This is a genomic window from Priestia sp. FSL R5-0597, assembly GCF_038006305.1.
GTDB lineage: Bacteria > Bacillota > Bacilli > Bacillales > Bacillaceae_H > Priestia > Priestia zanthoxyli.
On the sequence record NZ_JBBOUZ010000001.1, the window covers coordinates 3,377,865 to 3,401,391 of the forward strand.

Sequence of the window (23,527 nt, forward strand, 5' to 3'; positions counted from 1 at the left end):
ATAAAAAACGACAACCACTCCGGCTGTCGTTTTTTTATTATTGAGATACCATTACTTTTTGGCGAACGTGCTCTAAGTGATCACGAACCGCTTCTGCTGCTTCTTCTGGCTCTCCATTTTTAATCGCTTCAAAAATGCGTTCATGGTCAGCATCCGTTTGCTTGCGATTTTCTTTTTGGCTTTTATTTAACGAATAAGCAAGCGCTTTTCGATATAAATGCCCTAAATCTTCTACGGCATGAAGAAGGAATGAATTATGAGCTGCTTTCACGATATCATGGTGAAAACGATAGTCTGCTTCATGTCCAATTTCTTCACTGTTATGAACCGTCTTTTTAAATGCTTCTAACGATTCTTTAATTTCAATCAGTTCTTCATCTGTGCGGCGCAGCGCGGCTAAGCTTGCTGCCTGCGACTCAATGATAATACGCATTTCAATTAATTCAAGAACCTGATCTGCTTCAACCATTTCAAACGTCATTGGATCAAGCATCCCCACTAAGTTTACACGCTTTACGTAGCTTCCTCCGCCTTGTCTTGATTCAATCAATCCACTGGCAGAAAGAACGCTTAGCGCTTCACGAATTGGTGCGCGGCTCACTCCAAACATTTTTGACAGTTCATGTTCCGACGGTAAACGAGACTCTGGCGGGAACGTTTTCTCTTTAATCATCTTCTTTAATTGATCAAGCACTTGACTAGATACTTTTTTACGCTCAATAGGTACAAACATACTTCTATTCCTCCTCCAAGTAATTATCTCTCTCTCTTTTTTTAGTGTTCATCGGACCCAGATTAACTATGTGTATTCCGATTTATGTAAACGCTTCAATCTTTGTATTACAAGTATACATTATTTCAATTCAAATGTGTTGATAAAATTTTACTATTATTGTTATTATACCATGAAAACAAGTTATAAATGAATAACGATTCATGGTTTTTTGATATAATACCACTATCTTACATATAATCCGTATACAATCATAATCGCCGCATCCGCTAACGCATGACTGATGATGGCCCCTTTGATACCATATCGCTCTCTTATATACGCCCACATCATACCTGCTGAAAAGACGCCTATTACCGAGATCATATTAAACGGAAATACGAAAACAGGAAGGATAATGAATACGTGATAAAGCGTATAAAAGCTTGATGTAACAGCGCTTGAAGCAAGTACAGAAACATGCTTTTTCACTTTATTTTGTATATACACCCGCCAATACATTTCTTCTAAAACAGGATTAATAAAAATCAAAACGACGGCTAAAACGATAACTTTCCACCCGCTAAATCCCCATATTTGCAAAACCGCTTGCATATCTTTCACATGAAAGATTTTACCAGAAAAAAGCAGGCTGCTTCCAATTATCGCAGCGGCACATAGAATTCCGCTGAGAGTTCCCACATACAGAGATTTCTTTGTAAGCGCTACCTTAAAGTTAATTTTATTATTCGCATATAAAATCATAAACATCCAGCCGTAAAAGCAAACAAATGTTACCAACACATTTTGGATAAGCCACAAACCGAAAAAAACAAAGATTGTAGGCATGAACAGCAAAAACAAAAATTTTATCACGTTTATGGCGCACCTTCTTTAAAAGCCGCTTTTCTTTTACCAAGTAAACCTTTCGTCTTCAAAAGGTTTACTATCTTTTATCTTATAAAAGTCCAGTGGTATTTTCAATTATTTTTTAATTCTTGCTCCAGCTCGCGAAGACTTTCTGCCAGCTTTTTCTTTTCTTCTTCAAAGTGAGCATCGTCTTTAAAAGCTGAAGCCAAAGGCGCTGCCTCTTCATTTTCTCTTAGCCAATCCGGCGTCAATTCTCTGCGAACGACACGCTTTTTATTGACGTAGGAAATCGGCTTGTCAGTCTGTTGACTCGCTAGCGCTCGCTGTGATGTTACGTAATGCTTATGAAAAAGATGCTGTTTGATATAGGCAAACGCTCGAATGGTATCGCCGCTGTATTTAGGCACGTAGTGATCGAATGCTTCATGCAGTCCTGATAGCGCCGTTTCTAGTGGTATTTCGCTTTTTGCGACTTCGTACATATGCTTCAAGTCATTCGCTGAAGGATACACCCCTCGGTTTCTTCTAGCAATAAAAGCAGCTTCTAACGTTTGGACGTAAGCGTCATGCGCGTCTTCTTCTCTTTTTATTTGATTTGTATTTTCTGCTGTAGTCTCTGTTAATGACGCCTTCACTGTGACCGGCTCCGCTGCTTCAATTTGACTAGCCCTTTCTGTCAAATTGACATCTTCGAGCTCTTCAAATTCATCGCTTGGCATAAGCTTTTCCAATTGCTCATAATCAATTCGGTACCAAACCGTGTTGTTAAATTTAGAGCGGTTGTATTTTCCTTTTATAATCAACCCTTCTTTTTCAAGCTTTGAAATGATGCGTTGAATCGTTGAAAGCGACCAAAACGGAAACTGCTGCAGCCACTGCTGATTGGTATTGTATACCCACGTATATCCGTCCTGGACGTTTACGCTTTTTTCAAGCCAGTAGTGAAGCTGCTGAAGAAACAGCGCTCCGTTCACTCCTACTTTGACTGCAAGCGCCGGCAGTACAAGTAACGGCTGATCTTTTAATAATAATTTACTCATTACGTCATCTCCTTTGTTATGTAAAATAGCTACTATATATATACAAAGAAAACGGAAAAACGGGGATACCACCTTTAAATTTATGTTAAAATATAGAAAAAAACGAGGTGAGCAGATGATACGTCAAGGGAGAATTGGTGATGAAGCGGGCATTGCCCACGTACACGTAGAAAGCTGGAAATCGACTTATAAAGGACTTGTTCCGGATTCTTTTTTACATTCGTTGAACGCTGAAAAGCGAAAAGCCGTCTGGAAAAAGCAGCTGGAATCAAATTCTGTTTTCGTTGCAGAAGAAAACGGTCAAATCGTAGGCTTTGCTTCTTATGGTAAAGAAAGAACCAACAAGCATCCTTCCTATACCGGAGAACTGTATGCCATGTATTTACTCACAGAGCATCAGCGAAAAGGAATTGGCAAAGCGCTTATGCATAAAATAGCGCAAGAGCTTGTAGACCGTGATATACATACGATGCTCACATGGGCTTTTGAACAAAACGGCGCCTGTCAATTTTATGAAGCGCTTGGCGGAAAAAGAATCGATCGCGCTGACGTTATCATTGATGGTACATCTCTATCTGAAGTGGCTTTTGGGTGGGACACACTTGAAAATTTGTAGGACAACTCTCTGGACAGATTTTTTTCTTCACGGTAAACTGTTTAGTTGGTATAAAAAGAAAGGATGACTTACCGTGACGAATTCTACTTATCGAAACATTATTTTGCTCGTTCTTTGCGTAACAGCAGGTATCGTCGATGTGATTGGCTACTTAAGCCTTGGCCATATCTTTACTGCAAATATGACGGGAAACATCGTGCTGCTTGGGTTAGCAATCGGAAACTCGCTTGAAACAACTGTTTTTCATTCCCTCACAGCTTTAGGAGGTTTTATTGTAGGAGTTGTAGGAGCTGCAATCCTAGTTGGAAACAAAGAAAAAACGTTTTGGCCTAAAGCCGTAACGATTGCCCTTGGAATAGAAGGATTGATTTTACTTGTTTTTGCACTTTTATCTTCGTTTTCTCCTTCTTTACACTTAACTTACTTATTTATTTTCTTATTAAGCTCAGCAATGGGTCTTCAAACAACGGCTGCTCGAAAGCTTGGCGTAGCCGGAATTTCTACAACTGTATTGACAGGGACGCTTGCTAACTTCTTTGAAGACGTAACGGCACGTTTTCGCAGCTCTCGCTACCGCAAAACGTTTAACACCGATGCGATTCTTCGCGCGCTGTCTCTTGTGCTTTACTGCTTTGGCGCTGTTATCGCCGCACTTGCAGAGCCAGCTTATAAATTTGAAATTATTTGGCTGCCAATTGTGATTCTATTAGCTATTATCATTTTTGTCAGCACGAAGTTTCGTTCTGATTCAGAAAACAAATAATAATAAAAAACCCGTTTCAATAAAGAAACGGGTCTTTTATTTTCCCGATAGTGCCCCTAACACGCCAAAAATAATGGCGACCACAGGTCCTACAATAAATAGTCCAATTAAAATTGATCGTATAGCTTCCCATAGAAACCATAAAGGGCCTTGCCTGGACTCTGCTTTTTCCACTCTTTCCTCTAGGTGTTCGACTCTTTGCTGAAGCTTCGCTAATTCCTGCGTAACATCTATTTGTTCGCTCATCGCTCAAGCTCCTTTTTACTCTACATTACCATATACTTCCTTACTAACACTACTATTTATTTGTGATTACTTCAATACCGATTTCGCGGTAAGCATTTAACACGGTTTCGTTCACATGTTCTTCTGTAATGAGCCAATCTAGGGAGTTGGCTGAGCTGAACGTGTACGTTGAAGACGTATTGAGCTTTTTTGCTGTTACAATAGCCGCTACTTCACTCGCGCTTTTTATCATTTGACTTTTGATGTGCATTTCTTCAAGCAAAGGAATGCTCATACCGATTTTAGGATCGATTGCGTATACGCCTAAAAAACAAAGATCCGCTCGAATTTGTTTAAGCGTATCAACCACGCTTTGTCCTACCGTGACCATCGATTCTTTTCGAAACGTTCCTCCAAGAGAAACAACTTCTACAAAGTCATGTTCCGCTAATGCAACGGTAATTAACGGACTGTTTGTAATAACCGTAACGTTTAAATTCTTTGGAAAAGCTTTGACGAGCTGAATATTTGTTGTACTTCCGTCCATCAAAAGCACCTGCCCGTCTTTAATTAACGGAAGCGCCGAAACGGCAAGTGAATGCTTAACATCCATCAATTCACGTTTTCGCTCTTTGTAATCAACCGCAGACGTGGAACGCGGAAGCGCTCCTCCGTGCACGCGCTGCAGCAAACCGAGCGCGTCCATTTCCCGCAGGTCTCTGCGGATTGTATCTTCTGAAACGTTCAGCGTTTGGCTAAGCGTCGTAGCTACAATGCGCCCCTCTTTTTCAAGCAAATTCATAATTTGTTTGCGTCTTTCTTGTTTTAACATTACTTGTTCACCTGTTTTCTTTCTGCTTTTTACTTTATTATACTTGTTTCTTTTGTAAAAACAATGTAAAAACGCTTGATTATCAGTGTTTTTTCGTTTATTGTAGGATAAACAAGATAAAACACGCAAAAACAAGTAATAATAGTCAAGGGGAGAGATAGTTTATGAAGATGATTTTTACAGACTTAGATGGAACTCTTTTAAATAGCAGCAGTGAAATTAGCACAATGAATGCAGAAGCAATTAAAAAAGCGCAAAAACACGGAGTTGAAGTCGTGGTTGCTACGGGGCGCGCTTATTTCGACGTGCAGGAAATTTTAAAAAAAGCTGAGCTTTCCAACCTTTGGGTGATTGCCGCAAACGGAGCGACTATTCATGACCCGGACGGACAGCTCAGACATTCTGTTCCAATTGATGACCAGCACGTAAAAGAAGCGCTTCAGTGGCTGGATGCAAACGAATTTTATTATGAAGTGTTTGCTGAACATGCGATTTATACACCAAACTCAGGCCGTGAGCTGCTCGCCATTGAAATTGACCGGGTAAAAAGCGCCAACAAAAACGTGGACGAACAAAGACTTCATCACGCGGCGGCTAAGCAGTACAGCCAAACGGGATTTGCCTTTGTTGCATCGTATGAAGATATTTTAAATACAAACGCTGAGCTTTATAACGTATTAGCTTTTTCATTTGATGATGAAAAACGAAAAAAAGGCTGGGATCACTTTAGCAAGCAGCACGACATAACGCTTGTCTCTTCCGCTGATCATAACTTTGAACTCGAACACAAAGATGCGTCAAAAGGAAACGCATTAAACTACGTTGTAAAAGAGCTTGGCGCTTCTCTTCACGATACCATTGCCATTGGAGACAGCTTTAACGACGTATCGATGCTGCAAAGAGCTGGAAAAGGAATCGCTATGGCAAATGCGCACGCAGAAATTAAAGCACTAGCTGATGACGTTACATTAACAAACGATGAAAACGGAGTAGCTTCCGTTATTGAAAACGTGTTAGAAACGCAGCTAAAAGCACATTAAAAAAACGCTTGGCGTATGCCAAGCGTTTTTAAATGGTCATGCGATAAAGACCGACAAACCAGCTGAATAGCGCAACGAAAAACAGCAGCCACGCGCTGGTTTTCTTTCTTTTTTGCCACTCAATTGCTCCTAAAACTAGCATCGTTAAGCCTAGAAGTATATTTAAAAGCGAAAGGAACTGGTCATTGTGAGTGAGCATCATATAAAGAGCCAGTCCAACGGTAATAATTGAAAAAATAAGCTGTAATGCTTTTAACAAAAAATCTCTCCTTACTTGTAGTTCACTTCTTCATTCACGCACGTCACTAAAGGCTTTTTCTCAAGACCTAAAAGTAGGTTTTGGACGGCTAAATCTGCCATGCGATTGCGCGTTTCGTACGTAGCGCTTCCAATATGCGGCGTTACTAGCACATTTGAAAGCTGCAGCAGCTTGTGATCTGCCGGAAGTGGCTCTGGGTCTGTTACGTCCAGTGCGGCATACGCAATTTCTTCATGTTTCAGCGCTTCGTACAGTGCTTCCGTATCCACTAATCCTCCGCGCGCTGCGTTCACAAAATACGCGCTGTTTTTCATAGCTTTAAATTCCGCTTCTCCAAACATGCCTTTGCTTTCATTTGAAAGCGGCACTAAGCATACGATACAGTCAGCTGTGTGAAGCAGCTCTTCAAACGAAAGGTATACGGCATCAAGCTCTTTTTCGGCTTCATGCTTGCGGCTTCGGTTGTGGTAAACGATGTTCATCCCCGATGCCTTTGCTCGTCTGGCAACGGCGCTTCCGATATCGCCCATTCCAACAATACCAAGCGTTTTTCCAAATAAATCGACGCCAAATACCGTTTCCCAGTTTCCTTGTTTCACTTTTTCATAGCCTTCATGAATGCGGCGAGCTGCTGACAATAAGAGACCAAACGTTAAATCAGCCGTCGCTTCTACTAACACGCCCGGCGTATTGCTAAACGGCACGCCTTTTTTGGTACACGCTTCGACATCTACACTGTCATACCCGACGCCTGATTGAGAAATAACGCGCAGATTCGGTGCTGCTTCTAATAGCTCTTCGTCCACTGTAATGTGGCCGATATTAAAAAAGCCGTCAGCATCACGAAGCCAGTCGCGCAGCGTTTCTTGTGGAATCTTCCCTTCTCCTTCCCACATTTGAATATCGCAGTGTTCCGCTAGCTTTTCGTAAGCGTTTGGCCACGTCTTTCCAGACATAACAACTTTGTATTTCCCCATGTTGATCTCTCCTTTTCCTTGTTCACTCATATGTATGAATAGTAACTAGCTATCCTATCATAAGACTACTATAAAGATGAAACTTTTTCCATTCAGGAACCGTATTTATAGTAAGGGGGAATACGAATGTTTGAAGATGAAATGATATTTGAAGATGATCCGTCCGGAGATGACATTGTTTTTGAAGGTGATGCTGACCTAAGCGGAGGCGCTTTTTTTCCAGACGATGCGTTATTTAACGGAATGCCTACGTTTGTTATGCTATTTTTTGTTATTGTTATTGGTATTTTCTTGTTTTCTATTTTTAAAGGAATCAGCACGTGGAGCAAAAATGAGCAGTCTCCCCGTCTATCTGTAAAAGCAAAAATTACGGGCAAACGGACAAACGTTCATCACCATAACAGCCATGCTCACGAACATCACCACTCTCACACGTCTACAACTTACTACGTAACCTTTCAATTTGAAAGCACCGACCGCTCTGAATTTACTGTTTCAGGCAGCCAGTACGGCAAGCTTGCAGAAGGAGACGAAGGAATACTGACGTTTCAAGGAACTCGTTTTTTGGATTTTCAAAGAAATCTCAGTGAAGAACATACAGATGCGTAGCTTATGACCTCGTGCTTTTAGAGGTCTTTTTTACTGGAGTGAGGCATTTATACAGCAAACGACCTATTTGTGCCCTTTTTACACTGTAGAAGAACGTTAATCCGTATAAAAACATACCGTGTAACACATTCATTTAAGCAGGCAGGTGATTTTATGTATTCTCCTTATTCAGGAAGCGGTATCTACTACGGACATTACGGAGAGGCCCCTCATTCGCACCCTATTCAAACAATACTGACGCAATACTGGCACGAAACCCACTATCCAGGCCCACACAAAAAATATGTTCACGTGTATTATCTCAACCCATCTTCTCTTCATTATTATCCAGCCTATCGAACATTTTTGTAAAAAATTGGTGATTTCAGGACTTTTATATTGTAAAATTAATCCATATACTTTTAATTTGGAAAGGAGGTTAACAAACAGTGCGTAATTCTACAGCAAAAAATAGTGTGGCGATCACCACTTTGCTTTCCGGCCTATTTTTCTGCTCTATCATAGTTCTTGCTTCGCTTTCTCCTCTAGCAGATTCTGGTCCCAATGTTAACACGTTCGGTTCAGTTGGGATGTGGTTATCTCTTGGCATGATTCTATTTTTATATCTATTGCCTTTAGCATTTTATCTGCTAGGAATGCATTTCTTAAAATTTGTGATGGCTGCTTTTTGCAGCATTGGACTTTTAATCGCTGCTAGTACTCTATTACTAATGCCAGCTCTGTTTTTATTTGGACTGGAAGATTTCTCAGGAAACTTAGCTTCCATCATAGGTGTAATGATTTCTTGCTTAGGCTTACTGATTACGAATATTGTGTGGTTTGTTGCTGCGTTTAAAAGACCGTCAACTACCGTGCAGGAAAGCGTTTAAAATGGTGAAGAGGAGCAGCTACTGCTCCTCTTTTTATAGCTTGGTAGGTAAAAAGTGCAAATATATATCGAAGCAGCCTTTGTGCTTACTGTTTTTTATACATAACATCAAATTTCACTACATATTTTTATATAATGAAAGACCACTTAAACGGAAAACGATAGTAGATACGAGATTGAAAGAGGTTTTGTTTTTGGTGACGTTATTTTTAACAAATGTGCTGCTCGGTCTTTCGATTGCCCTTCCCGTTGGTACGGTAACGATTGAAATGACAAAACAAGGTTTAAAAAATGGTTTTCTTCACGGCTGGGTTGTGGGACTTGGAGGCATGACGGTTGATTTGTTGCTAATTGTGCTTCTTTACTCTGGACTGGCTTCTTTTTTGTCTGCTCCTTTTATCCAGCTTGTTATGTGGCTTGTAGGGGCACTTTTTTTACTTTATATTGGCTATGACAGCATTAGACACGCGGATCATGATATAACGGCTCCTGGAGAACACGTAAAAAACTCGTTTGCCTCTTCTTATGTGAACGGAATCTTTGTTGCGATTTCTCCTAGCAATCTCATTTTTTGGCTGAGCGTGTTTGGGACGGTGCTGACAAATTCGCTTCAAGCCTCTCACTCGTTTCATTTCCTAGTGATTGCTGCCGGAATATTAACGGGAATTTTAATTCATGATCTGGGCTTAATGACAATTGTCTCTGGAACTAGAAAAGTGCTGAATCAGCTTTATATCAAATGGGTTTCTATTGCAGCTGGATGTATCTTAATTGGCTTTTCATGCTATTTTCTCTACCGATTTATCGGGAATCTGCGCATGTACTTTTAATGTTTCTACATATTTTATGACTTACTATATCCCCTCTTTATCTAGTATAGAGAGGGAATTTTTATAATCTATCAGGGACTATCAGACAAAAAGTTCACAATTTCGTCACATTTCTATTGATTTTTTTCTCTTTTTATACGAAAATATAAAAAAGGGAGGAAATATCATGAAAATCAAAAAAGCACTTCGCATCTTTATTGGATCAAACGTCCTTGTATTATTAACATTTGGCCTTCTTCCAGCACTGTTAGTTAACCCCGATATTGACCTAATTCAATCATTTATTAATTATATAGGCAAGGATTAATTCCACTTAAAATAGTCAAAATTTTCAATCTATTATTTTTATAAAAAAAGACAGCGCAGGCTGTCTTTTTTAGTAGGTTTTTTATTTAGTTGAAAACAGCTTTTTAACATCTACTTTTTGATCTTTAACAATCGTATACGTCGCCTGTTTTTTATCTTCAAAGTTAAACGCTTTTATGTAATCGTCATCGTAAATCGTTAATCCGTACGCATCTTTTCCGTTTTCAACGATTTTTACCCAGTAAGACTGGTCAAACTTTGGATCGAGTTCCTTGCTTTTTTTCACTTCTACTTTTGCTAAAGAATGTACGATTTGCTTTATCTCTTTTTTGTCATCTACTACACGTTTTCCTTCGTCCGTATCTATTTCAATACGCGTAACGTTTGCTTCCTCTACTTTTATGACGTCTTTTAACTGATAGGCTTTCCCGGTATATGTAAAATAAAATACGATGATAAATAAAAGTGCAGCTATAATAATCGTTCTTTTTTTCAAAAGGAACCTCCTTTTCCGCATCACGCTGCATTCAGGTGATACACCTTTTTATTCCTCCTGTTCCGCATCCTTTTAGTAGAATGCTGCTTCCTACAAGTAAACTATAGATTAATCCCGGAACAGGAAGTATTAACGTTATCATCAACAGTAACATGCCCATGCTTGTAAGAGCTACTCCGGCAGCTCGATTTTTCATTCATTTCACCGCCATCTCTTGGTGAATTTTTTATATGAAGCAATAGAAATAGTATTAATCTTCTACCTACTTATGTATTGTTCGCTTATAGGTCAGAATCGTCAACACGCCTACTAGGAAGATCGTTGCTTCACATTACCTTTTTTTTACTAACTCATGATTTATGAAATAAAAACAGCTCATCTACTGTTGCTCCCAGTTCTTGGGCCAGCTGGAAAGCTAGCGTTAAGCTTGGATCATACTTATTGTTTTCAATTGCATTAATCGTTTGTCTCGAGACGCCGCATACTTTTGCCAGTTCATCCTGAGACATTTTTTTGATTTTACGCAGTTCTTTAATTCGGTTTTCCACCATTCATCACTCATCTCTAAAATGTAAAAAACTTTTTACACCCATATCTTATATTATTTCCTTTGTTACTGTCAAATATGTTTGACAAAGTAGAGTCTTTTACATAACTGAAATAGAGGTTAGAACAAAAGTAGGTTAGTTGAAGGACAAGGCGAACGAGTTTGATTAAGAATTCATCTCGTGCTAATTTTTTTATGGGTATGGTGAACGTAGGTTTCGTGTATGTAGGTGCTTCTAGCTGATGATTGGAGGGCAAGGCGAAGACTCCTGCGGGAAAAAGCGGAACAGGTGAGACCCCGCAGGAGCGCAAGCGACGAGGAGGCTCAGCGGCCGCCCGCGGAAAGCGAAGCCTTGCACGGAAATCATTAGCGGTGTAACAAGCAATCCATAGTAGTAACATTAAAGCTCCTTACTCATATTAAACCACTGCACGCCTGCATGCTGGGACTGCGCAACTCCTTGATTCACATATCCATTTTTTTCGTAAAACGGAATCAATTCTTCTTTACACGTTAAAGTCACCGTTACGCGCTGTTTGTTCCGTGCTTGTTTTTCAAACTCTTTTAGCAGCATACTGGCGATTCCTTTGTGATGATGCTTGGGATTTACAACGATACCCAAAATACTTTGATAACCGCCTGTCTCAGGGTTCGAAATCGTTTTTTCAAACAAATCATCCGTAATAAACGGAGCTGAAATGACGGGTCCGTTCACATATCCGATTATTTCGTCATTTTCTTCAGCGATGATAAACGTATCAGGAATGGTTTTAATTCGCGTGATAAATGCATCTTTTGAGGCAGCTTCTTCAGGTGTAAACCCTTTGTTTTCTAACGTAATTAATTGGTTTAAATCTTTTTCATCCACTTGTCTTATAATCATTGAAACGATTCCTTTCATTATGTATTTCTCTTTTTTCTCTAAAAGCTTCTATTATATATAACTATCTCTTTCTACTATATATAAAAATGCCCAAATAAAAAAGGATTGACCTCTGCATCATACAGAATTCAACCCTACTTCGCTGTTTAATGAACGTCTTGATTATTTAATAAATGCACCAAATGGCTTGCCCACCGGAAGCACAACTCGACCATAGTGAGTATTTAATACAGCCGCTGCAGATCCATAGAATGAAAACAAAGCGATTAATAGCTCTGACACTGCTGCTAGTAAATGCGTGTATTCATATGCCACACCAAATGTACTTAGCGATAATCCAATAAATAAGAAATCAATTAACACAAAAATAATAAATAATACTTTATGAGTGCCCATTGCTCCAACTGTCATAAAAACGCTGAAAATCAAATAGCCGACAAAAGCAAATGCTAGTTGCTTCGGATCCGCTTCTTTTGCGAGCGCTTCCCCAAATGCGCCAAGCTGAATAAGCCATGTCATAGCTACACCTAGCCAAAATAAACCGAAGGCACCAAAAGCAGTTGCGCCGAAGGTATTATTATGTTTGAAATCTTGCATAGACGCAATTAGCTGTCCTATCCCGCCTAAAAAAATTGCCCATGGCAATACCAATGAAACACCATCGGTTACCCCAAGCTTTTGAAACGATGCAACAAGTGTCACCATGGCAAGTCCGAATAGGCCTAGCGCTGATGGATCCGCTGTTACAATTTTAACGTGCTGCGTGCTGTTGTTACTCATGTTGTACCTCCCTGATTTTAAAAACACCTTTAAAAAGATACAAAAATCTACGGGAAGTGTCAATGGATATTTTTGGCCTTTAAAAAACCTATAAGACCAAGCAGTGTAGCGTTTACAGTGCTTGGTCTTTACTTTCTTGTTATTAAACGTTTTGTAATAAATTTTGTCTTGTTTGTTTTGCAGACTCAACCATCACTTTTAAAGCTTCAACCGTCTCGCTGATTCCTCTTGTTTTAAGGCCGCAGTCGGGATTAATCCAAAACAGTGCAGGGTCAAGCACCTTCAGAGCTCGGTCAATGTTTCGTGTCAGCTCTTCAAGCTTCGGTACGCGCGGACTGTGGATATCATATACGCCAAGTCCAATTCCCTGGTTATACGTATGTTTTTCAAACGCATAAATTAATTCACCGTGGCTTTTGGACGTTTCAATGGAAATCACGTCGGCATCAAGCGCTTTGATCGCATCAATAATCTCTTCGAACTCTGAATAGCACATATGCGTGTGAATTTGCGTCTCGTTTTGCACCGATACCGTGGCTAGTTTGAACGCATACACCGCCGCGTTCAAGTAGCTTTCCCAGTTTTCTCGTTTTAACGGCAGTCCTTCACGCAGCGCCGGTTCATCTACTTGAATCATTGAGATGCCCTGACTTTCAAGTGCTTCCACTTCTTTTCTAAGAGCAAGCGCAATTTGATTGGCCACGTCGTAGCGTGAGATATCATCACGTACAAACGACCAGTTTAAAATTGTAATTGGCCCCGTCAGCATTCCTTTAACAGGCTTATTGGTTAGAGACTGTGCGTAGACCGTTTCTTTGATTGTCATCGCCTGCTCGTACGAGACATCTCCGTAAATAAGCGGCGGCTTCACGCAGCGAGAACCGTATGATTGCACCCAGCCAAACTTCGTAAACTGAAAACCTCCTAATTTTTCACCGAAGTATTCAACCATGTCCGTGCGCTCAAACTCTCCGTGCACAAGGACATCTAAGCCGATGTTTTCTTGAATTTCAATCCATTTTTTGATTTCAGCGTTAATGTACGCTTCATATGCTTCATCGCTTAACTCTCCTTTACGCCACTTCAGACGCTCTTTTCGCACTTCTTTTGTTTGCGGAAAGCTTCCAATTGTTGTCGTTGGAAGAAGCGGCAGTTGAAATGCTTCTTGCTGAACGCGTTGACGTACGTCAAACGGCGCTTGGCGCTCCGCTTTATAGCTGTGCAGCTGCTTCAGCTCTTTTTGAACGTCTTGATGGTTTCGAAAAGATGATCCATTTAATGCTTGAATCGCTTGTTTGCTTACACTTATTTCTTTTTCAATTGCTTCTTTTCCTTGCTGCACCGCTTTTGTTAAAAGCGTGATTTCCTTCAGCTTTTCATCTGCAAAAGACAGCGCGTTTTTTAGAATTGGCTCAATGGTTTTTTCGCTTTTCACCGTGACAGGAACATGTAATAAACTTGATGAAGGCTGCAGAATCAAACGGTCTTTTGATACAGCTTCTTCAATTTCACTGATTGTTAAAAGCTGTTCGTCCAAGTTTTCACGCCAAATGTTTCGTCCGTCAATCACTCCTGCTGCCAGCACTTTATCAGTTGGAAAACCATATTTATTAAGCGCCGTGAGATTTTCGCCTCGGTCATGTACAAAATCCAATCCAATTCCGTGAACAGGAAGAGCAACTACTTCTTTATAGTAATCTACGCTGTCAAAGTACGTCTGCAAAATGACTTTTACATTCGGTGCCGCTTTTTTCAAAGCTTCATAGACTTCTTTATACAGTGCCAGGTCTTCTTTTGATAGCGTTGTAGCTAAAATCGGCTCATCTATTTGTACCCACTCGACCCCTTCTGCCTCCAGCTCCGCTAAGATTGTTGCATAAAGAGGAACAAACTGTTCAACTACTTTTTTAAACTCACTTTTTTTATATCCTTTTGACAGCTTCACAAATGTTACTGGACCTAAAATAACGGGTTTGCCTTTGATATTCAGCTTTTGTTTTGCTTCTTTGTAAAATTGAAGCGGACGATTTTCTACAAGGGCAGGCGTACATTCGTCAAGCTCTGGTACGATATAGTGATAATTTGTGTTAAACCATTTTGTCATCGTAGAGGCTACCGCACCTTTTGTTCCTCGGGCGATGTCAAAATACGTTTCAAGGGATACCGGGCCTCCGTTATATTCAAAGCGCTTTGGCACCAAACCAAACATAGCGGCTGTATCTAACACGTGATCGTATAAGCTAAAATCGCCGACTGGAATTAATTCAATTCCTGCGTCACGCTGTTTTTTCAGATGCCCAAGACGAAGAGCTTCAATTTCCTGAAGAAAGATATCTTTCTCTATCTTTCCTGCCCAAAACTGCTCAAGCGCTTTTTTCCATTCTCGTTTTTCACCAATTCTTGGATAACCTACATTTGAACTTTTTACACTGCTCATTTTTTCCACTCCCTATATATTTTTTTATCGCTAAACTAAAAAATCTCCCTTTTCGAAATGAAAAGAGAGATGATACGCATACTTAACTAAAGTTGAGATAGCCTGTTTTTCTCAACACGTATTCCTCACTCCTCTCTATATCCCGTAGAGCTTAAGTGCATACAACAGGCAGGTCTCCTGACTTAGGTTCATCGCTTCCTATCCCTTCCCATTTCAACATGAAACAGTGGTTAATAAGTTGCTCCCCATTACAGTGGCGGGACCGCGCCGGCTTTTCACCGGTCTTCCCTTTTAAGCTGCGTACATTCGTTACACAGCACCTGATGCATTTCTATGAAATTGTTCATTCAAAACATATTCACATAAAATAAAAAGCCTCTCTATCATGAATAGAGAGGCATAGTATCTATGAAATCCTCTCTTATTTTTCAAAGCTGTACGCTTTGCAGGATGTAGCACCTTTTTAACAAGATTGTTAAATGGTTGCCGGGCTTCACAGGGCCAGTCCCTCCGCCTCTCTCAATAAGAGTTTTAATTGTTTATAATATTTTGAATGTAGAGTCATCTTAACACCTTACATTTATGTTGTCAAAAGAAATTTCAAAAAAATTAGTTTTCAGGAGGCGTTGACGCTAATTTTTGCCTTAATAATTTGTAATCATCTTTTCGATGTGTTTCGATCAAGTCTTTTGCTCCTTGATGATACCCTGAAGAATAGATGTACTCTACCGCCGTTTCGATAAGCATTCTCTTTTCTTCCGCACATTCTCGGTCCATTAGGGGGAACAGTCTACCTAAAAGGTCATTTAAATCTTCCTTAATAAAACGATTGAGTCCTTCTTGCATCTTTTCGTTTGCCATGATAGCTCCTCCATTTGCTGTGTATGTTTTAAGCCTCTATAAACACGCATTTCACTGTGAATGTTAAGATAAAGTTAAGTCATTAAACAGTATATCAAGTGAATGTTTTTCTTCAATTACATATGTAATACAAATATATGACAAATATAGAGAATATATCATCATTCATTATCTATTATAACGTTTGACTGAGCCTTCTGCTACAAGGTTTCGTACGGTTTTCCAAAAGAGGTTGAGACATAACCAAGTGAATCCAATCTAAAGGCAAATGGGATACATGAGCTGAATCGCTTGTGACACCGCAGTTGATTTCCGTACAAGACTTCGCTTTCCGCGGGCGGTCGCTGAGCCTCCTCGTCGCATACGCTCCTGTGGGGTCTCACGTGTTCCGCTTTTCCCGCAGGAGTCTTCGTCTTGTCCTCCAATCACCTGCTAGAAAGACCTATACACATGAAATCTACGTTTACCCTAATAAAAAAATGAACCACTAATCAAGATGCTTGATTAGTGGTTCATTTTTCATTTCGCCTAAAACCCTTTTGTCCCAGCCTCTTTTTTTTGAACCTAGCTTTCTACTTTCTTGTTTTTACAAACAACTTCTTCGAGGTCGTCCAAAATCCTTCCAAAGAAGAGGTCCTAAAATGTCGTACCTGCTAACAAAAAACTCCGTAAAATTATAATTATTTAAAATTAAAGGCGGTTCAAAATCAAGGGGAGCACCCGCGCCTCCTGATAATACAAAATCAGTACCTCTTCCAAGCGTAAACGACCCGTTTCTGTTTTTTCTAATAAACTGCTCGTCATACGCATGCACGTGGCTGACTAACACTTTTTTCACGCGATGTTCTTGAATTAAATCAAAAAATTCTTGACTTTGAGGAGTCGTTACAGGAAAACCTCCCAGGTCTGACCACCGGCCAATATTTGGCTGCGCATGCATGGCTACAACGGTATTACGAGGAGCATCCTCTAGCTGCTGCTCTAAATAATTCAGCTCTCTATCTGTAAATCCATATATTTTATTCTTGGGGCTGATGATATTATTTAATGCGATGCACCGGAAGTTAAAGACAGGAATATCAATGACCCAGTGCACTTTTCCGATAGTGGCTCTGAAGTTTTCGAGGTTGCTTTCTTCAAGGTTTAATTCATCGTGATTCCCTACGCATACAAACACGGGAATGTTTGGTGCTATTTTTTCGACAACTTTAACAAAGTGCTCCAAATACCTCTTTTCTCCTGTATACACGGTGTCTCCCCCATGAATAATAAACAGCGGATTCAATTCCACCGCCTTTTTTAACACAAGCTCAAATTCACCGCTCATCGTGTAACAATTATCGTTTGGTCCGTCACCTCTGCTGTCGCCCATAAAAACAAAGTTGAATGGATCTCTCGGATTTAATTGTTTAATTCTTTGCTTTAATAACTTTTCAGAACGTTCATGAAGCGTCAAATTCATCAACTAGTTAATCCCCCTATTAATAAATAAATTTAGTTAAAAGTAAACAAGCTTACTTATTTATATGAGAATTTGTTGATGAAGGTCACTACCTTCTTGTAAGAAGAACGCACATTTAAATGAGTTTCCATAGCCTATCTATTCTTTCATTTTGTTAAGCACTAATAGGACAACATAAAAGCTAGAATCTCAGTATCTATTAATAAGAGCTGGAGCATAATCCAAAGACGAACAAAGACCGACATGAGCTGAACCGCTTGTTGCCCCGCAGTTGATTTCCGTGCAAGGCTTCGCTTTCCGGGGGCGGTCGATGAGCCTTGCTCTCCAATCAGCTGCTAGAAGAAATGAAACAGCTGAAACCTGCGTTCACCATAAAAAACGAACCACTAATCAAAGTGTTTGATTAATGGTTCGTTTTTCACTTCAGCTAAAATATTTTTATCTCAGCACCTTACATTTAAAACATTTACGACAATTAAACATATTTATTACGCTCAACGGGACTTAACGAATTTCTTTCAGAACGAGCTGCCATGTCCGTTTCAATTTGCTCTAGGCTACGTCCTTTTGTTTCAACAACTACAAAGCGTATGAAGAATAATCCGAGAACACAAATGATCCCAAATGTTGAAAAGATTACGCCTAAGCTAAACTGATCGGCTAAAATAGGAAACACAAGCCCTACTGCCAGCGATCCTGTCCAGTTAAAGGCAGATGAAATTCCAGCACCGATTCCGCGTACAGAAAGCGGGAAAATTTCTCCTACAATGATCCACGTAAGCGGCGCCCAAGAAAACGCATAGCAAAGGATAAAGCAGCACAGTGCAATTAACGTAACCCAGTTAACAACGGATTCATTAACGCCTACTGCTCCAAGAATAGCCGGGGTAAAAAAGGAAAGAGCCATTCCCGCTCCGCCAACCGTAAGAATGGTACGGCGGTTAAATTTATCAACAAACTGCAGAAAAATAAGTGTTGTCACAACGAAGATTACCCCAACAATAACCGTAAAACCAGCAGCTACCTGCGGCGCTAAACCAACTTGACGGGCAATGCTTGTTGCATAATAAACAATTGAGTTGGAGCCTTGAATTTGCTGAAAAGTTGCCATTCCGACACCGATAATTAAAGCTAAACGAAACTTTTTCTGAAACAGCTGTTTAATGCCTGATTGTTCATGCACAGCTACGCTTTGAATTTCAGATACTTCAGCTTCGACTTCCGCTGCTGAGGAACGAAGCGTGCGCAGCACTTCACGCGCTTTATCTGCCATTCCGTTTTTAATTAAGTAGCGAGGTGACTCCGGAAGCTTGATCATCCCGATGCATAAAACGATCGCAAAAACACCGGCGCTGCCAAGCATTAATCGCCAGCTGTTTGGAACCGGCTCAAAAATAAAGGCTACGATATAGCTTAATAATAATCCAATTACAATCATTAGCTGATTTAAACCTGAAAGCTTCCCGCGAATATGAGCAGGTGCGATTTCTGACATATAGGCAGGAACTAAAGAAGAAGCCGTTCCCACTGCTGTACCTAAAAAGACGCGCGCAATCGTTAACGTAATTTCCTCTGGTGCAATCGCTGAACCGATTGAGCCTAACAGAAAAATGATAGACGAAATTAAAATTAACTTTCTTCGTCCAAACTTATCACCTAATAATCCGCTTAAAATAGAACCGATAATGGCTCCGCCCATTAGCGATGAAACCACAATCCCCAGCCAGAGCGGGCTTAAATGAAACGCTTCACGGATATGACCTTCTGCACCAGCAATAATCCCAATATCATAACCGAATAAAATACCGGCAAATGAGCCGAAGAAGAAGATAAACTTACTTGATACTTTACTCATGATTATATCCCCTTTGTATTGTCTTAGTTTTTCTTCCTGCCACACTTATTTAAAACGCTTTCATTTATTTCTAAATACGGCGTTCTTTTACTGACGCTATATTTTCACTTCCAAGGAAGCAGCGCTCCCTTGGAAGTAATGATGCTTACTTAATAATGACGTACTCTAAATTCACAAGCTTTGCATAGCTCACAATTTGATCCGTAGTTAAATTTAATGAAAGAACTGTATGATGTCCTCCTCCGTTTTCAATCCACGCTTTAACGCCGTCTTGGAAGTTCGGCTTAATGTTCCAAAGCACGCGCGCCACAGGAAGATTTGGAGCTGGAACTTCCGGCTCAAATGCCGATACTTCGTTAATTAACAGCTTGTAATGCGTGCCGAAGTCAGCCATAGAAACGACTACGCCTTCTCCTTGTTTACCGTCAAACACTAAGCGGGCCGGGTCTTCGCGGTTGCCAATTCCTAGCGGAGAAACGATTAGTTTTGGCTTGTTTACCGCTAGCGTTGGGTCTACTTCAAGCATGTGTGATTGAAGCACTGACTCACGTCCGGGAGCCAATTCATACGTGTAGTCTTCCATAAAGCCCGTTGACTGATTATGGCTCATCACTTTAAGCAAGCGGTCAAGCGCCGCTGTTTTCCAGTCTCCTTCACCAGCAAAGCCGTATCCCTGTGCCATCAAGCGCTGTACCGCTAGACCAGGAAGCTGCTTCATGCCGTATAGATCTTCAAAGTTAGTCGTAAAAGCATTGTAGCCGCCTTCGTCTAGAAAACGTTTAATCGCAATTTCATAGCTTGCCTGTACTTTTACGCTAGATTCCCAGTCTTCTGCAGAATAATCGCCGTAAACAAATTCATACGCGTCGGCATATTCAGCAAATAAATCATTGATTTCTTCTTCCGTAACGGCATTGACATATTGAACAAGGTCACCGATTCCAAAGTAGTCAACCGTCCAGCCAAATTGAATTTGCGCTTCGATTTTATCTCCTTCTGTTACCCCCACGTTGCGCATATTGTCACCGAAACGCGCAACTTTAATGTTGAAGCTTTCGTTATAAGCAGCGGCTACGTCCATCCACTGTGCAATTTGCTGCTGTACGTCGGGGCGCTCCCAGTAGCCCACTACAATTTTATTTTGCTTGTTCAAACGCGCGTTGATAAAGCCGTATTCACGATCACCGTGAGCGGACTGATTCAAGTTCATAAAATCCATATCAATCGTTTCCCAAGGAATGCTTTCGTTAAATTGTGTTGCCAAATGAAGCAGCGGTTTTTGCAGCAACTTGGTACCGCGAATCCACATTTTTGCAGGCGAGAACGTATGCATCCACGTGATTACACCGGCAACTTCATCTCGGTAATTCACTTCTTTCATCATGCTTGTAATCGTATCAGCGTTCACAGCTAAATCTTGCAGCACAAGCGGATAAGGTAAGACACCGCTTTCATTTAAAGCATCAGTCATACTTTGCGCGTGTGCTTTTACTTCTGCTAGCGCTTCTTTTCCGTAAAGATGCTGTGAACCAACAATAAACCAAAATTCTTTTTGAGTCGTTTTTAACATGATAATCCCCTTTTCTGTATGTAAGTCTTTTACTGTCCTTGCCCGTAATACGCATTTTGTCCGTGTTTTCGTAAATAATGTTTGTCTAATATACGCTGCGGCAGCTCTTCAGCCAGCACGTTTAATTTTTGGGTAAAGAAATTCATTTTGGATACTTCGTCTAATACGACGCTGTTCATTACCGCCGTTTTGGCATCTTTTCCCCACGTAAACGGCCCGTGTCCTTGAAGTAAAATTCCAGGAACCGCTAGCACATCTAAACCGCGCTTTTCAAACGTTTCAATAATTACCTTGCCCGTTTCCACTTCATATCCGTCATTTACTTCTTTTTCTGTCAAAAAGCGCGCGCACGGTACGGAACCATAAAAGGTATCAGCATGAGTCGTTCCCATTGCCTGCACATCAAGTCCTGCTTGAGCCCAAATGGTCGCCCACGTTGAATGCGTATGAGCAATACCGCCAATTTCGGGATAGTGTTTATATAGTACGGCGTGTGTCAGTGTATCAGAGGACGGATTAAGCTCACCTTCTACCACACGGCCATCTAGGTCTACGACTACCATATCTTTGGCCGTCATTTTTTCATACGTCACCCCGCTTGGTTTAATCACAAACAAACCGCTGTCTCGATCAACTGCACTTACATTTCCCCACGTGTACTTGACCAGTCCCTGTTTTGGCAAATCGAGGTTTGCTTGAAATACTTCTTCTTTTAATTTATCTAGCACAGTAACTCCTCCCGTTCTTCGCTGTGATGCTCGGCAGCTGCTTTTTCAATGACTAGCCCTTTTTTATATCTTTTAATAAATGCTTCAAACCCTTTTACATCGAGTTCGTCAGGGTAGATTTCCTGTGCGGTCACTTCTTTAAAAACTTTATCATCCAAGAAATCTTCTAAACTTTCATTCTCACTTTTATTGAGCATGTAAGAAGAAAGAATAGCCATTCCCCACGCGCCGCCTTCTCCTGCTGTGTCCATAACGGAAACCGGGGTATTAATTGCCGCTGCCATCATTTTTTGACCCACTACCGGCGTTTTAAATAACCCTCCGTGCGCTAAAATACTATGAATCTTTACGTTTTCTTCTTTGACTAAAAGATCCATTCCTATTTTTAAAGCACCAAAGGCTGTAAAAAGATGTGTACGCATAAAGTTTGCTAGATTAAAATTGCTTTTTGCTGACCGGACAAATAGCGGACGTCCACTTTCTACTCCGGTAATATTTTCACCTGAGAAATAGCCGTAGCTAAGCAAGCCCCCTCCATCAGGATCAGCTTCTAACGCTTTATTTAACATCACTTGGAACAATTTATCCGACTCTACTTTTTGCCCCATCGCCTCCAAAAATTCACGAAACAATCCGAGCCAAGCATTCAAGTCGCTTGAACAGTTATTCGCATGAACCATGGCAACTGGACTGCCGTTTGGCGTGGTAACCAAATCAATTTCCGGATAGACGTTTGAAAGCTTTTTATCTAGTACAATCATCGCAAAAACGGACGTTCCTACTGAAACATTTCCCGTGCGTTTTCTTACGCTGTTTGTCGCCACCATTCCCGTTCCTGCATCTCCTTCTGGAGGACAAAACGGAATGCCCGGCTGCAAATTTTTTGATTGATCTAAAATACTAGCTCCTATCGCTGTTAACGTACCTGCTTGCTCGCCTGAAGTATGAACTGCAGGCAGAATATCTGATAGTTGCCACGGATATCCTTTGTAAGAAATGAGCTCGTCAAATTTCTTCATCATATCTTCACTGTAATTTTTTGTGCGTTCATCAATCGGAAACATCCCCGAGGCATCTCCAATCCCAAGCGCCTTAGTGCCTGTTAGCAGCCAATGAATATAGCCGGCTAGCGTTGTTATGTAATGGATGCGCGGCAGATGTTTTTCTTGATTGATGATTGCCTGATACAGATGCGCAATGCTCCATCGTTCAGGAATATTAAATTGGAAATGTTCAGTTAATTCTTTTGCTGCTTCGCTTGTTGTTGCATTACGCCACGTTCGAAACGGAACAAGCAGCTCACCCGTTTTATCAAACGCCATATATCCGTGCATCATAGCTGAAACGCCGATAGAGCCAACTGTTCGAATGGTGATTCCGTAGCTTCGTTCCACTTCTTGCTTCATTTCACGGTAAGCACTTTGCAAACCTGTAATAATATCAAGTAAGTTGTACGTCCAAAAACCGTCTTCCAAGAGATTTTCCCATTCATAACTGCCTGATGCGATCGTTTCAAAGTTTTCATTAATCAGCACCGCTTTAATACGAGTAGATCCAAGCTCAATTCCAAGGGACGTTTTCCCTTTAGCAATTGCTTGTTTTATGCTTTCTTGAGTTGTTTTCACGTTTAATCTCCTTTCTGATAGCTATAAAGATACCTATAGCAGTAAGGAAGCGCTTTCCGTTTTATGTAACGCTGTTTGAATTTGTTAACAACCTAAGTATATTTATTTGTACGTACATTTGTCAATAATAAAATTATATATGCACACAAATACTCAAAACACCCTACTATTCTCTTCTTAAACTTTTAAAAAATCGGTATTCAACCCTTAAATCATTTTCCTTTTGATTAAAAATTACGGAAATCTTTTCATTTATTCACGTTCATGATAAAATATGTCCATACAAATTTTTCACATAAAAAAAGTTGAATGTATACAACTACGAAAGAAGTGAAA

Annotated in this window: 28 protein-coding genes and 2 riboswitches; of the genes, 8 read left to right on the forward strand and 20 right to left on the reverse strand. The window is 40.4% G+C overall.

Annotated elements, in window-relative coordinates; all coding sequences use genetic code 11:
• Positions 1 to 37: 37 nt before the first annotated feature.
• The 3 genes from MKX72_RS17635 to MKX72_RS17645 form a co-directional block, all read right to left on the reverse strand.
• Positions 38 to 733: a FadR/GntR family transcriptional regulator gene (locus MKX72_RS17635; protein WP_013058211.1), complete on the reverse strand. Its 696-nt coding sequence runs from the start codon at positions 731 to 733 to the stop codon at positions 38 to 40.
• A 225-nt stretch (positions 734 to 958) separates the two neighbouring features.
• Complete coding sequence (locus MKX72_RS17640; protein ID WP_155007807.1) at positions 959 to 1,588, reverse strand: CPBP family intramembrane glutamic endopeptidase; 630 nt, start codon at positions 1,586 to 1,588, stop codon at positions 959 to 961.
• A 104-nt stretch (positions 1,589 to 1,692) separates the two neighbouring features.
• Positions 1,693 to 2,622 (reverse strand): hypothetical protein, encoded by a 930-nt coding sequence (locus MKX72_RS17645; RefSeq protein ID WP_155007806.1) that lies wholly within the window; start codon positions 2,620 to 2,622, stop codon positions 1,693 to 1,695.
• Between the two features lie 115 nt (positions 2,623 to 2,737).
• Between MKX72_RS17645 and MKX72_RS17650 the strand changes: the two genes are divergently transcribed.
• Positions 2,738 to 3,238: a GNAT family N-acetyltransferase gene (locus MKX72_RS17650; RefSeq protein WP_028414706.1), complete on the forward strand. Its 501-nt coding sequence runs from the start codon at positions 2,738 to 2,740 to the stop codon at positions 3,236 to 3,238.
• 73 nt (positions 3,239 to 3,311) lie between these two features.
• Entirely contained in the window at positions 3,312 to 4,001 is a 690-nt protein-coding gene (locus tag MKX72_RS17655; RefSeq protein WP_049165781.1) for a YoaK family protein, read from the forward strand.
• Positions 4,002 to 4,037: 36 nt separating this feature from the next.
• Here MKX72_RS17655 and MKX72_RS17660 read toward each other — a convergent pair whose 3' ends face one another.
• The gene (locus MKX72_RS17660) at positions 4,038 to 4,247 is read right to left on the reverse strand and encodes a hypothetical protein (RefSeq protein WP_028414708.1); all 210 of its coding nucleotides are present in this window, start codon (positions 4,245 to 4,247) and stop codon (positions 4,038 to 4,040) included.
• Between the two features lie 52 nt (positions 4,248 to 4,299).
• Positions 4,300 to 5,058 (reverse strand): DeoR/GlpR family DNA-binding transcription regulator, encoded by a 759-nt coding sequence (locus MKX72_RS17665; RefSeq protein ID WP_034264390.1) that lies wholly within the window; start codon positions 5,056 to 5,058, stop codon positions 4,300 to 4,302.
• Between the two features lie 164 nt (positions 5,059 to 5,222).
• Between MKX72_RS17665 and MKX72_RS17670 the strand changes: the two genes are divergently transcribed.
• Complete coding sequence (locus MKX72_RS17670) at positions 5,223 to 6,098, forward strand: Cof-type HAD-IIB family hydrolase (RefSeq protein ID WP_155007805.1); 876 nt, start codon at positions 5,223 to 5,225, stop codon at positions 6,096 to 6,098.
• A 28-nt stretch (positions 6,099 to 6,126) separates the two neighbouring features.
• On the opposite strand, the gene MKX72_RS17675 is transcribed toward MKX72_RS17670, so the two are convergent.
• Together MKX72_RS17675 and MKX72_RS17680 are read right to left on the reverse strand one after the other, a co-directional pair.
• Positions 6,127 to 6,357 carry a DUF3953 domain-containing protein gene (locus tag MKX72_RS17675; protein WP_049165787.1) on the reverse strand — a complete coding sequence of 77 codons (231 nt, stop codon included), beginning with the start codon at positions 6,355 to 6,357 and terminating at the stop codon, positions 6,127 to 6,129.
• A gap of 11 nt (positions 6,358 to 6,368) precedes the next feature.
• Positions 6,369 to 7,334, reverse strand: a complete 966-nt coding sequence (locus tag MKX72_RS17680) for a 2-hydroxyacid dehydrogenase (protein ID WP_028414711.1) — start codon at positions 7,332 to 7,334, stop codon at positions 6,369 to 6,371.
• Between the two features lie 126 nt (positions 7,335 to 7,460).
• Between MKX72_RS17680 and MKX72_RS17685 the strand changes: the two genes are divergently transcribed.
• From MKX72_RS17685 to MKX72_RS17700, 4 genes are all read left to right on the forward strand, one after another.
• Positions 7,461 to 7,943: a DUF2500 domain-containing protein gene (locus MKX72_RS17685; protein WP_049165789.1), complete on the forward strand. Its 483-nt coding sequence runs from the start codon at positions 7,461 to 7,463 to the stop codon at positions 7,941 to 7,943.
• Positions 7,944 to 8,371: 428 nt separating this feature from the next.
• Positions 8,372 to 8,812 carry a DUF5391 family protein gene (locus MKX72_RS17690; protein WP_049165792.1) on the forward strand — a complete coding sequence of 147 codons (441 nt, stop codon included), beginning with the start codon at positions 8,372 to 8,374 and terminating at the stop codon, positions 8,810 to 8,812.
• Positions 8,813 to 9,008: 196 nt separating this feature from the next.
• Positions 9,009 to 9,641 carry a LysE family translocator gene (locus MKX72_RS17695; RefSeq protein ID WP_176544812.1) on the forward strand — a complete coding sequence of 211 codons (633 nt, stop codon included), beginning with the start codon at positions 9,009 to 9,011 and terminating at the stop codon, positions 9,639 to 9,641.
• A 166-nt stretch (positions 9,642 to 9,807) separates the two neighbouring features.
• The gene (locus MKX72_RS17700; protein WP_013058226.1) at positions 9,808 to 9,948 is read left to right on the forward strand and encodes a hypothetical protein; all 141 of its coding nucleotides are present in this window, start codon (positions 9,808 to 9,810) and stop codon (positions 9,946 to 9,948) included.
• Positions 9,949 to 10,029: 81 nt separating this feature from the next.
• Here the strand turns inward: MKX72_RS17700 and MKX72_RS17705 are convergent, their stop codons facing one another.
• The 3 genes from MKX72_RS17705 to MKX72_RS17715 form a co-directional block, all read right to left on the reverse strand.
• Positions 10,030 to 10,443: a DUF5301 domain-containing protein gene (locus tag MKX72_RS17705; RefSeq protein WP_049165794.1), complete on the reverse strand. Its 414-nt coding sequence runs from the start codon at positions 10,441 to 10,443 to the stop codon at positions 10,030 to 10,032.
• Between the two features lie 31 nt (positions 10,444 to 10,474).
• Complete coding sequence (locus MKX72_RS17710; RefSeq protein WP_186807949.1) at positions 10,475 to 10,639, reverse strand: hypothetical protein; 165 nt, start codon at positions 10,637 to 10,639, stop codon at positions 10,475 to 10,477.
• Between the two features lie 154 nt (positions 10,640 to 10,793).
• Positions 10,794 to 10,994 (reverse strand): helix-turn-helix transcriptional regulator, encoded by a 201-nt coding sequence (locus MKX72_RS17715; RefSeq protein ID WP_154991910.1) that lies wholly within the window; start codon positions 10,992 to 10,994, stop codon positions 10,794 to 10,796.
• A 242-nt stretch (positions 10,995 to 11,236) separates the two neighbouring features.
• Here MKX72_RS17715 and MKX72_RS17720 point away from each other — a divergent pair, with 242 nt between their 5' ends.
• Complete coding sequence (locus MKX72_RS17720) at positions 11,237 to 11,368, forward strand: hypothetical protein (protein ID WP_259345520.1); 132 nt, start codon at positions 11,237 to 11,239, stop codon at positions 11,366 to 11,368.
• A gap of 22 nt (positions 11,369 to 11,390) precedes the next feature.
• Here MKX72_RS17720 and MKX72_RS17725 read toward each other — a convergent pair whose 3' ends face one another.
• From MKX72_RS17725 to MKX72_RS17770, 10 genes are all read right to left on the reverse strand, one after another.
• Complete coding sequence (locus tag MKX72_RS17725) at positions 11,391 to 11,891, reverse strand: GNAT family N-acetyltransferase (RefSeq protein WP_155007803.1); 501 nt, start codon at positions 11,889 to 11,891, stop codon at positions 11,391 to 11,393.
• A gap of 144 nt (positions 11,892 to 12,035) precedes the next feature.
• The gene (locus tag MKX72_RS17730) at positions 12,036 to 12,653 is read right to left on the reverse strand and encodes an acetate uptake transporter (protein ID WP_013058231.1); all 618 of its coding nucleotides are present in this window, start codon (positions 12,651 to 12,653) and stop codon (positions 12,036 to 12,038) included.
• A 142-nt stretch (positions 12,654 to 12,795) separates the two neighbouring features.
• Positions 12,796 to 15,090, reverse strand: coding sequence for a 5-methyltetrahydropteroyltriglutamate--homocysteine S-methyltransferase (gene metE, locus MKX72_RS17735; RefSeq protein WP_098113632.1), 2,295 nt, complete (start codon positions 15,088 to 15,090; stop codon positions 12,796 to 12,798).
• Between the two features lie 150 nt (positions 15,091 to 15,240).
• A riboswitch (cobalamin riboswitch) is annotated at positions 15,241 to 15,429 on the reverse strand.
• 79 nt (positions 15,430 to 15,508) lie between these two features.
• Positions 15,509 to 15,619, reverse strand: a riboswitch (SAM riboswitch).
• 80 nt (positions 15,620 to 15,699) lie between these two features.
• The gene (locus MKX72_RS17740) at positions 15,700 to 15,951 is read right to left on the reverse strand and encodes a hypothetical protein (protein WP_028414722.1); all 252 of its coding nucleotides are present in this window, start codon (positions 15,949 to 15,951) and stop codon (positions 15,700 to 15,702) included.
• Positions 15,952 to 16,209: 258 nt separating this feature from the next.
• On the reverse strand, positions 16,210 to 16,380 hold the full coding sequence (locus tag MKX72_RS17745; RefSeq protein ID WP_186806743.1) for a hypothetical protein: 171 nt from the start codon (positions 16,378 to 16,380) through the stop codon (positions 16,210 to 16,212).
• Between the two features lie 157 nt (positions 16,381 to 16,537).
• Complete coding sequence (locus tag MKX72_RS17750; RefSeq protein WP_223546690.1) at positions 16,538 to 17,413, reverse strand: metallophosphoesterase family protein; 876 nt, start codon at positions 17,411 to 17,413, stop codon at positions 16,538 to 16,540.
• Positions 17,414 to 17,888: 475 nt separating this feature from the next.
• A complete protein-coding gene (locus MKX72_RS17755) occupies positions 17,889 to 19,268 on the reverse strand; it encodes a sugar porter family MFS transporter (protein WP_049165811.1) in 1,380 nt (459 codons plus the stop codon).
• Between the two features lie 145 nt (positions 19,269 to 19,413).
• Positions 19,414 to 20,838: an L-arabinose isomerase gene (gene araA / locus MKX72_RS17760; protein ID WP_034267048.1), complete on the reverse strand. Its 1,425-nt coding sequence runs from the start codon at positions 20,836 to 20,838 to the stop codon at positions 19,414 to 19,416.
• Between the two features lie 29 nt (positions 20,839 to 20,867).
• Positions 20,868 to 21,566 (reverse strand): L-ribulose-5-phosphate 4-epimerase, encoded by a 699-nt coding sequence (locus MKX72_RS17765; protein ID WP_049165813.1) that lies wholly within the window; start codon positions 21,564 to 21,566, stop codon positions 20,868 to 20,870.
• The gene (locus MKX72_RS17770; RefSeq protein ID WP_049165814.1) at positions 21,560 to 23,191 is read right to left on the reverse strand and encodes a xylulokinase; all 1,632 of its coding nucleotides are present in this window, start codon (positions 23,189 to 23,191) and stop codon (positions 21,560 to 21,562) included. The genes MKX72_RS17765 and MKX72_RS17770 overlap by 7 nt, the downstream gene beginning before the upstream one ends.
• Positions 23,192 to 23,527 lie beyond the last annotated feature (336 nt).